The organism is Paenibacillus sp. MDV22-iso6 (assembly GCF_058408365.1).
The window spans coordinates 24,463-34,400 of the sequence record NZ_JBZVDZ010000019.1 but is presented as its reverse complement, the minus strand read 5'-3'; the positions used below and the strand labels follow the sequence as shown (position 1 = coordinate 34,400).

At 46.0% G+C, this 9,938-nt stretch carries 8 protein-coding genes; 2 read left to right on the top strand and 6 right to left on the bottom strand.

Annotation, left to right across the window (positions count from 1 at the left end):
* Positions 1-415: 415 nt before the first annotated feature.
* The 4 genes from rocF to AC4PM4_RS30535 all read right to left on the bottom strand — a co-directional run bounded on the left by rocF (position 416) and on the right by AC4PM4_RS30535 (position 4,271).
* Positions 416-1,384: an arginase gene (gene rocF, locus AC4PM4_RS30550; protein WP_083584913.1), complete on the bottom strand. Its 969-nt coding sequence runs from the start codon at positions 1,382-1,384 to the stop codon at positions 416-418.
* Between the two features lie 53 nt (positions 1,385-1,437).
* The gene (locus AC4PM4_RS30545; RefSeq protein ID WP_491615274.1) at positions 1,438-2,631 is read right to left on the bottom strand and encodes an ornithine--oxo-acid transaminase; all 1,194 of its coding nucleotides are present in this window, start codon (positions 2,629-2,631) and stop codon (positions 1,438-1,440) included.
* 138 nt (positions 2,632-2,769) lie between these two features.
* A complete protein-coding gene (locus AC4PM4_RS30540) occupies positions 2,770-3,426 on the bottom strand; it encodes an amino acid ABC transporter permease (RefSeq protein ID WP_491615273.1) in 657 nt (218 codons plus the stop codon).
* 23 nt (positions 3,427-3,449) lie between these two features.
* Positions 3,450-4,271, bottom strand: a complete 822-nt coding sequence (locus AC4PM4_RS30535; protein ID WP_491615272.1) for a transporter substrate-binding domain-containing protein — start codon at positions 4,269-4,271, stop codon at positions 3,450-3,452.
* A 328-nt stretch (positions 4,272-4,599) separates the two neighbouring features.
* Between AC4PM4_RS30535 and AC4PM4_RS30530 the strand changes: the two genes are divergently transcribed.
* The gene (locus AC4PM4_RS30530) at positions 4,600-5,244 is read left to right on the top strand and encodes a GntR family transcriptional regulator (protein ID WP_063568134.1); all 645 of its coding nucleotides are present in this window, start codon (positions 4,600-4,602) and stop codon (positions 5,242-5,244) included.
* Between the two features lie 180 nt (positions 5,245-5,424).
* Here the strand turns inward: AC4PM4_RS30530 and AC4PM4_RS30525 are convergent, their stop codons facing one another.
* A complete protein-coding gene (locus AC4PM4_RS30525) occupies positions 5,425-6,165 on the bottom strand; it encodes a class I SAM-dependent methyltransferase (RefSeq protein WP_063568135.1) in 741 nt (246 codons plus the stop codon).
* Positions 6,166-6,329: 164 nt separating this feature from the next.
* Between AC4PM4_RS30525 and AC4PM4_RS30520 the strand changes: the two genes are divergently transcribed.
* Positions 6,330-6,692, top strand: a complete 363-nt coding sequence (locus tag AC4PM4_RS30520; protein WP_491615270.1) for a hypothetical protein — start codon at positions 6,330-6,332, stop codon at positions 6,690-6,692.
* Positions 6,693-6,760: 68 nt separating this feature from the next.
* On the opposite strand, the gene AC4PM4_RS30515 is transcribed toward AC4PM4_RS30520, so the two are convergent.
* Positions 6,761-9,646: an S-layer homology domain-containing protein gene (locus tag AC4PM4_RS30515; RefSeq protein WP_491615269.1), complete on the bottom strand. Its 2,886-nt coding sequence runs from the start codon at positions 9,644-9,646 to the stop codon at positions 6,761-6,763.
* Between the last annotated feature and the right edge of the window lie 292 nt (positions 9,647-9,938).

Below are 9,938 nucleotides of genomic sequence, written 5' to 3'. Positions count from 1 at the left end.
GCACCGTGTTTCTCGTGTTTTCTTGGCCGGAATTAGAATATACCATGTACAGATTATGAACGCAAGCTTTATTTTCAAAAAACTTTAGAACCACATTCTCCATCAGATAATCTACAATCTCTTTCTTCTATAGTAGAGCCCTCGTATATTTACCCAAGGCTCCTTAGGTAAAAAGAAAGCCACGCTAACCAAACATTATTACTCTATAAAGCTAACTTCACCCTCCATCCGTTCAGAAGTAAAGAAGTGCACCCAACAACCATTAGCCAGGGAAGTACTCATACCTATCTTCACTCCGTTGAAGATCGTATGGATGAGTCTGACCCTGGCTCTTATATAACCTTACATTATATGATTAGACCTTACCTTCTATATAACCATGAATTCATCCGAACAAGAAATATCTATACAACCGTTATAAGATCCGTTTACCCAACAATGAAGCAATCAGTTCTACTCCAAGGCGGGCCGTATGCCTGTTCTGATCAAATAGCGGATTAACTTCCACCAGATCCATGGACGTAACTCGGTTGGTAGAAGCGAGCAGCTCCAGTGCGAAATGAGCTTCACGGTAATTCAATCCCCCTGGTACCGGCGTACCCACACCCGGAGCCTCACGCGGATCAAGACAATCCATATCAAAGCTAATATGAATACCGTCTGTTCCTTCCCCGACTACAGCCAGCGCCTGTTCAACAACCTGTTGTATACCTATCCGATCAATATCATGCATTGTAAAGCTCTTAATGCCAAGGGCTCGGATCTGTTCCTTTTCATACACATCCAGATCACGTAAGCCAATGTAGACCAGATTGGAAGGATTAACGAACGACCCTGCACCCGGAATATGAGACAAGTTAAATGCAGAATGCCCCAAAGCGGCAGCAACACTCATCCCATGCATATTTCCAGACAGACTACGCTCTTCTGTGTTCAAATCCGCATGGGCATCAAACCAGATCACACCTAGATTGGAATAATGCGCAGACACCCCAGCAAGAGAACCTATAGCTACACTGTGATCCCCACCCAGAACAAGCGGAAAAGAACCTCCCGCTATCGCCCCAGACACTTCATTGCACACTCGCTCACTCACCTGTCTAACCTCGGATAAATATTTCACACGGTTTCGTTCAATTGGAGCAACAGACTCTGAGGGACAATCTACACGGATCTCTTTTGATACATTTAACCCAAGGCTTGCAATTTCACGTTTCAATCCTGCAGTAATGAGTTCATCCGGACCTAGCTCAGCACCACCTCGCGCCCCACCTAATCCAAAAGGAACTTTAATGATAGCAACGTCATGATGACGTAAAAGTAATTGGCTCGTTTCATTAGAAGCATTCAGCGTTCCTGCAGATTCAATATCATTGTTTTCCATGTAGGTCAGCTCCTTCGCTGCTTATATGAAGTAATCAAAGAATGAAATATTTATCAGTCACTCAACACCTGAGTAATTCGCTCCAACGCCCAATCAATCTCAATCTCTGTAATGGTAAGTGGCGGCGCAAAACGGATCGTTGTCTCATGAGTTTCTTTACAGAGCAATCCAACAGACATTAATTTCTCACAATAAGGACGTGCAGGTACATGCAGATCAACACCGATGAACAATCCTCTACCTCGAATCTCACGCACAGCTGAACTGCGAACTCCCTGAAGCTGTTTCATAAAATAATTCCCCAGACGCTCCGAGCGCTCTGCAAGCTTCTCATCTTCCAGAACTTCCAGTGCTGCGACAGCCACGGCACAAGCGAGTGGGTTCCCCCCGAATGTGGAGCCATGAGAACCCGGTTCAAACAAATCCAGTATTTCTGCATTAGCAGCAATAGCCGAGATAGGCATTACTCCCCCGCCCAGTGCCTTACCCATAATCCAGATATCAGGCTCAACCCCCTCCCAATCAGAGGCAAATCGCCGTCCCGTTCGTCCGAATCCGGTCTGAATCTCATCCGCCACGGTCAACACCCTATGCTGTTTACACAGTGTAAAGACTTCAGCAAGATATCCTTCAGGTGGGATGACAATACCAGCTTCCCCCTGAATGGGTTCCACGAGAAAAGCGGCCGTGTTTGGTGTAATCGCAAGCTTAAGCGCTTCAATGTCACCATAAGGAATGATTTTGAATCCGGGTGTAAACGGTCCAAAGTCTTTTTTGTACTCTTCTGAAGATGAGAAAGAGGTGACCGTCAGTGTTCTTCCATGAAAATTTCCGGAGCATACGATGATTTCAGCTTGATTTTCCGGTACACCCTTGCATCGATATGCCCATCTTCGCACTGCTTTCACGGCCGTTTCAACCGCTTCAGCTCCCGTGTTCATGGCCAGAATTTTGGGTTTGCCCGTAAATTGCGAGAGCTTCTGATAGAAATGTGATGCCGCACTGCTGTGAAATGCCCGTGATGTTAATGTTACCCGATCTGCCTGATCCTTCAGTGCCTGAATAATCGCTGGATGTCTGTGCCCATGATTTAATGCCGAATATGCACTTAACATATCCATATAACGGTGACCTTCCGGATCTTCGACCCATACTCCCTCCGCCTGCTCAATAACGATCGGGAGCGGATGATAATTAGGTGCAGCATAACGTTCCGACCAATCCATTAACATTTTCGAATCTGACATATACTCCCAGCACCCCTCTTTGATTATATTGTATACAAAATACAATATCAATGTATGCTTCGCCACGACCATTTACGACTCCTGCTCACTTTTTCCGCTATCACCTAAATCCACTCATTCGTAGAGTCCGTATGCAAGTTATCGGGATATGGAAAGTCTGCGTTCCAGCCAGGTGAGCAGGTTGGCCAACGTAAATGTAATTATAAAATAGAGGGCAGCAGCAACAAGGAGCGGGGCAAGCGGTTGGAAGGTAACCCCCTGAACGGCTCTGGCTGTATAGATAATCTCAGCAATCCCGATCATGGAAACAAGCGAGGAATCTTTAATGATAATAATGAATTCATTGCCGATAGCTGGAAGCATGTTACGAAAGGCCTGCGGCAGTATAATGTAGCGAAGCGTCATGCCATGAGACATTCCAAGAGAACGCGAAGCTTCAGTCTGTCCTTTATCGATTCCCTGAATGCCTGCCCTGAACACCTCTGCCATGTATGCCGAACTGTTCATAGTCAGCGCGACCACCCCCGACATAAATGCGGATAGGTTCACACCGATTACGGTCAGACCATAATGAATAATGAGAATTTGTACCAACATCGGTGTACCGCGGATGAGTTCGATATACGCCGTTGCTACGAATTTGATAGGCCACACTCGTGATATACGCAGCAGTGCCACCATAACCCCCAGTAATGTGCCAAACAACACCCCAAAGAAGGAAAGCTCCAATGTTACCCACGCGCTACGCACATAGTCCTGCCAATATTCCAGTAGAAAGGAGAAATCTAAATTCACGGCATATCCCTCACTCGCCCGATTTATTCGCCTAAAATCTCATTCGCTTCAACAACGAAGCGATCGATATCTCTGCCCGTTTTGAGCTTCCCCAGCGTACTGTTGATCTGATCAACGAGCTCCTTGTTGCCTTTTTTCACAGCGATAGCCGATCCTCCTTCATCCTCTGCCTGTTCAATCTTCGCGTTTGCAACAACCAGTCCCTCCTGGTTCTTTACATACTGATGCGCAACCGGCTTTTCCAGAATAAGCGCATCTACCCGCCCGGTCTGCAATTCAAGAATCAATTCGGGAATTTTGGCAAGAGAAGTAAGTTTGGCACCTTGAATGTCCTGAGCAATGCCTTCCTGAATAGAGCTTTTCTGCACACCCACCTGCTTACCCGACAAATTATCCAGTGAGGCTATCGATTCGCCTTCGTCAGCTCTAACGAGTACAGCCTGTTCTGCATAATAGTAGATATCCGTAAAATCAACGTTCTTCTTTCGCTCTTCTGTAGGGGTTAAACCTGATATCACAAAATCAACCTTGTCCGTGCTGAGCGCCATAAGCAAACCATCAAAATCCATATCCTCAATCTTCAGCTCAGCTCCCATGTCCGCAGCAATCGCCTTGGCAATCTCAATGTCAAAACCAACAATAGTGTCTTTGCCATTAATGCTTTTGTGAAATTCATAAGGTGCGTAGTCTGCACTGGTGCCAAGTACGATTACTTTCTTCTCTGCGCCACCACTCTCCGAGGATGGAGAAGGTTCCGATCCGGCCCCCGTCGTTTGTTCCTGCCCACAAGCCGACATGATTACCACCATTAACAACAGCATCATTGGCAAAAGCACTCTTTTCACTCAACATACCCCTGTTCTGTTTTGGAATGATAAAGGCATATAACTTGTATACAATATACACAAGACAATATATGGGCTTTAATGTAAGTAATACTAACAAACAATCTGTTGTATGGCAATGAACTTAACACATTTATACGCTATAATTCCATATTACGTAAATTATTTAACATGAAACTAACACCATTTTAGATCATTAAGATTGCTTGCCCAACTCCCCCCTCGGTGTTAAGATGATAAAAACTTGAAACTCCCGAACGGCGCTCCATTACAGGGCTCACACCCTCACACATCCAATCATCACTATATACAGAAGGGGGGATTCGGTATGGAGGCACCCAAATACCGGTCCTTGAAAGATCACGTTTACGATTATATCGCACAGAAAATTCAAGACGGGACACTGCTCCCCAATCAGAAGATTAATGAAGCGGAGATTTGCAAAAAGCTGGACATCAGCCGCACACCTACTCGGGAAGCCTTATTTCAACTCACTTCTGACAACCTCCTGCAATATATCCCACGCAGGGGATTTATCGTCGCTCCTTTTGACGCTGGCAAAAAACTCGAATTCTCGCAAGCCATCGGTGCGCTTGAGGCACTTGCTGCTACACTTGCAGTAGACCACCTCAAACCGTCTGAGTTCCTGGAGATGGAAGCCCTTGTTGCACGAATGGATGAAGATATTACCCAGCTCGATCTGGCTGCTTACAGTAAGAGTCAATATCAATTTCATAACCTGTACATCCAGCGCTGCGGTAACGCCACTGTCATCGAGATGTTAAACACGTTAAAAAACAGCTTTATTCGCCAGTCGTATGTTAGTGACAACAAGCCGAAGCTATCCAGTGTACTTAATGAAGTAAATGAAGAACATCGCCAAATCGTAAGCGCTTTTCGAGCCAAAGATAAACCGCAACTGGAAGCTCTACTGAAGCATCACTGGCGTATTATCGACAACGATATGCTGTAATGCTTTTAACCAAACTCTGGCGTGAACTATTTTCATCACTTACTGGATTGGATTGAGAGTCCCAAAACAAAGAAAAAGCAATCCACTTTAAAGTGGGTTGCTTTTTTAGATGCCAGATTTGGCATCAGCCTATTTTTTTCACATTCGTTATTGGACTAGCCTCTACGCCAAAAAGTAATCCTACTCTTTCTGTTTATTATCGCTATCCATTGATGACTTTGCTTCAAAAACCGCATAACCCAGTCTTTTTCCGTATCTCGCAAGCAAACGATCATTGGTGCGACCCATGCGCTGCACTTGCTCATCCTCAAACAAGCTCATATCCATCTCCCGATGAGGATCATGATCCACGCCCCATTTTCCCATAGAACGAGACTGTTCCTTGACCAAGACTTCAGTAAATCCACACTGTCTGAGACGTTTCTTCCATGTAGTCATGGTTGCCAGTGTCCTTATTCCATAAAATTGTTTCAGCCTTCGGCTCATCACCTCTGTCTTCCTTCCGGATAACACCATCTCCCGATCAATGAAGAGACCCCCTGGCTTCAACACTCGCTTATATTCCGTAAGGGTACTTCGCCATTGGGTGAAGATAGTGACAGACTCCACAAATACCACATCAAAATAATGATCCGGGAAAGGCAAGGATTTCACATCTGCCTGAATAAAACGAATATCTAAGCGCTCCCGTCTTGCGCGTCGCACCGCTTTCTCCAACATCTGCCGATTAAGATCCACCGCAGTTACCCGATAACCGTTTCGAGCCAGATAACAAGCCGTCCTCCCTGTACCACACCCCACCTCAAGCACCTTACTATGCGCAGGCAGAGACAGCGTATCCAACAGTTGCATCGTTGCTGTAAACCCTCCCGGATGGGCACTCCCTTCTCCGAGCCGGGCCAGCAAATCATGATAATCCATGAGCTCCCCTCCCTTTTACTCCCTCCAGTGTATGGAGCAGATATAAAAACGGCTCCTCCCCATCTAATATCCGGGTACTCGTCCATACCAATCGTTCTTTTTTTTACTATGATATACAAACCGTTGAATTCAAGCGGCAACCGCACCTAATGAGGGGGATTTGCATGTACAGAATTAATCCGGTATGTGAAGAAACGGTTTCTCCGCACGTTGGACGTTCCGTTTGTCTCGTTATGAACGACGGTAAGCATATGTATGGTACGCTTAGTCAATGTCGTGATGGCAAAGTTTATTTGAACGGATGTTTCGAAGGACCACGACTGTGTTCAGTCAAATCCAAACAGCAACTTGTAAAAAGCAGCAAGAAAAACGCTGTTGCAACAAAGAAAGTTAAATCTTCGGCCTACGGCCCATATGGTTATGGAGGATATGGTGGGGGTTACGGTGGTTACAGCTATGGAGCTGGAGCAGGAATCGATCTGGCTCTGGTAGCAACACTGTTTCTGCTGCCATTCCTGTTCATCTAAACTCTCCAAACAAACAAAGAACCTTCTCGCTTCATGCGAGAAGGTTCTTCGTTTTTCATTTATAAGACTTAAAGTTTCTCCTGCAGCCACTGTTGCAGGTTATATAACACTACGGATGCTTTACCCCGGCTTACACCCAACACTTCATCCGCGCTATAGTCTTCTGCCAGATAAGAAACCAGCCCCTGGTCCTTCGTGTCCAGATCCGCTTTCAGCACTTTCAATGTGCTTGCCAGCAGTTCATTCGTTTCTTTCTCGGTAATCAGAGCAGATGGTCTGAATTTGTCTTGAGCTGTAGGAACAAGAACACCCATCTTTTCCAACGCTGCTACATAACCCATATACCAACTTCCCACTTTTACATCTGCATATTTCGATCCCTTTGCTTCCGGCAATTCGGATACAGTCGAAAGGACACCAGACAGCATTTTCACAAACTCGGCACGTGATACACCTGCATAAGGAGCAAAAATACCACCCAATTTGCCGTCAATAATTCCGTCTTTACGCAAAGCAACCAGCTTATCCTGTACATCTTGAGGCAGTCTATCCAGATCAGTGAATGGAAGAGCTGTTGTAGATGACCCTGTACCTGATTCTTGCTCAGAATCGACATTTCCGCCCTCGGCGCCTGCTGGATTCCCTGTTACAATTCCATAACCGTTGGTCCCCACATACACACGTCCGTACACTCTCGCATCACCCGTAATCGTTACATTGGCTGAACCATACTGATGCTGATCATCATTAATTCTAATCCAGGAAGCACCGTTATCGTCCGAACGGAAAATCCCATACGTTCCTTCTACTTTGGCGTAGGAATACAATGCCATATGCTCTTGCCCTACCGCCGCTTTACCCAAACCTATCGTGGCTGCTTCTTCCACATTAGCCAGCTTGGTGAAGGTTTGACCATAGTCTACGGAATGGAACAGACCATACGTACTATCGAGTTTCTTGTTATCTTTTCCCGCAGCCAGCCAGATCTCACCCTCTGAACCCGGTACAGCTTTGAAGTTACTCGTTAAGGCAACAGGCAGTCCAGTTGCGGTCGTTTTCTCAAACGTAACGCCACCATCACGACTCACATAAAAGGCCCCATTCGAGAATCCGTAGAAAACAGATCCATTCACACGGTCAGCCGAGACACGTGCACCTTCCGGAATACCTTTCGAAGCTTTCCAGGTCGCACCCTGATCGGTCGAAATACTCACCGGTCTTGCTTCTCCTTCAGCTTTGCTGACAGGACTCCATAGAATCGATTTCCCGTCAGCGCTAAAGGCCGCATGTCCACCCTCTGTCTTATCTTCATCGGAAGAGATCCAGGCATTCGAAGCAGGCTTCCAAGTTACGCCGTTATTCGTGGAAATTCCCATTCGAGCAGCCTTTCCTTCCGCGTTACCTACACGTACAACCAGATTCGGGTTCAACTCTGCATAATCAATATCCGTACTGGTTCCGAGATACGGATTCGTAATCATCTCCGGCGCCTTATCCAGGTCAGCATGACGGAATCCGCCAATGTCACCCATCGCACTCAGAAGAGGCGCCCCCGATGGCGGGCTGATAAGACCAAGTATGGCCGTCTCTTCAATACCATCCGCTTTGACGGAAATTTTCACCGTTTCATCTCGGTCTAGGGCTGTTACGTTATCCGAACCGTACAACGTTGCGCCTGTACCATATAGGATTTTATTCGAATCAAACGGATCAATCTCCAAGTCGCCAATCATCCATCCCAATTTAGGTGAAGTTTCAGGCAACTCCTTTTTCTCGCCCCAATCCAGCCAAGGAGATAGAGAATAATCGATAGTAAAATGATTTTCCCGACTTGGGTCTTTGGCATAATCCAGTGTCCAGAATGATTTCCATGTCTTCCCGCCGTCGGTGCTGCGGTAAATGAAGTCATCTGGCCACCATTTGTTCATCGTTGCGACCATTAGTGTATTCGGATCTTTGCTGTCCACTGCAAGCCCACCATACGGGTTATCTGTATTACCAGTTGGACTGATATCGGTCCATTTCCCTGTTTTCGTATCCAGTTTCCACACGGCACCTTTACCACCGCTGTATGGTCCAACAAACTCATTGTAAGTGACATATAAGGAGCCATCGGATGCGAGCACACCGTGATGGGGAACAAACCCTTGCGTAGGTTGGCCCTCTATAGGTGCCCAAGTCTGCCCACCATCCGTACTGCGATAGATGCTCTTCTCAGAATCTGCCACTCCAACGTATATCGTCTGAGTCGTATGGCCACGCGAACCTGTGTTTGGATCAAAAGTAATCCAGGCTACGCCTGCAATATCGTTATAGTCATCCTTTACATTCCCGACTGCTGTAAAACTGTCTACCTTGCTCCAGGTCACTCCGTAATCCGTGCTTTTCCATAGTCCATTTCCGCTGCGAGCACCCAGATACAACACCCGGTTGTTGTTCGGATCGATAGATAAACGCTCACCCATTGAACGCCCAGGCATGTTACCGCCAAGTTTGAATGGAAGCTCTGTCCGCTGCCAAGTATCGCCTCTGTCCGTTGAACGCAATAACACACCGTTCATATCTGTCCAGTCATTCGTATATGTACCTGCTGCTATATAGACGCGATCCGGATCAACGGAATCTGTAGCCAAGCTCTCCACACCCGACATGTTCCATTCATCAAAACCAACAAAATCAAGCAGTTGAATCCACGATTTACTCTCAGCATCATAACGATATGCACCACCAATATCCGTGCGGGCGTATACGAGGTCTTTCTCTGCCTTATTATAGATAATGCCCGGAACGAAGCCGCCACCCACTACTTTGGCCCTTCCCCAATCATAAGTCTGCTCTTTTGTAGCCAATGATGGAGATTGAGTCGAGCTCGGTTCCACACTTTCCGCGAAAGCGTTACCAACAAGAGTCGCACTTAAAGCAGCAACCAGTGAAAGACTTAACCATTTCTTCAAAATGCTTTTCCTCCTCTGAGAACATACGATTACGTCATCGGCAAACTGTAAGCGTTAACAATTTTATCGAAAACGTTTTATTTATTGCGTGTAAATGTGATTACTATCTATTCTACAAACCCTGAATTCAAATAAATACATTGTAAATTGGATATATTTCCATTTCATTATCCGACATATTGGAAAAAAAGATATAAAAAAAGGCATTCGTCAAAACGAATGCCGGGAACTTCATATTTAATACCCTTACCTTTGTACAAGATGTCAGGTTCAACTTAAAAAAAAACACCTC

Coding starts and splice junctions, on each gene's coding strand:
- rocF (WP_083584913.1), bottom strand. CDS start 1,384: ATGGAAAACAATGATATTGAATCTGCAGGAACGCTGAATGCTTCTAAT.
- AC4PM4_RS30520 (WP_491615270.1), top strand. CDS start 6,330: ATGTACAGAATTAATCCGGTATGTGAAGAAACGGTTTCTCCGCACGTT.
- AC4PM4_RS30525 (WP_063568135.1), bottom strand. CDS start 6,165: ATGGATTATCATGATTTGCTGGCCCGGCTCGGAGAAGGGAGTGCCCAT.
- AC4PM4_RS30530 (WP_063568134.1), top strand. CDS start 4,600: ATGGAGGCACCCAAATACCGGTCCTTGAAAGATCACGTTTACGATTAT.
- AC4PM4_RS30545 (WP_491615274.1), bottom strand. CDS start 2,631: ATGTCAGATTCGAAAATGTTAATGGATTGGTCGGAACGTTATGCTGCA.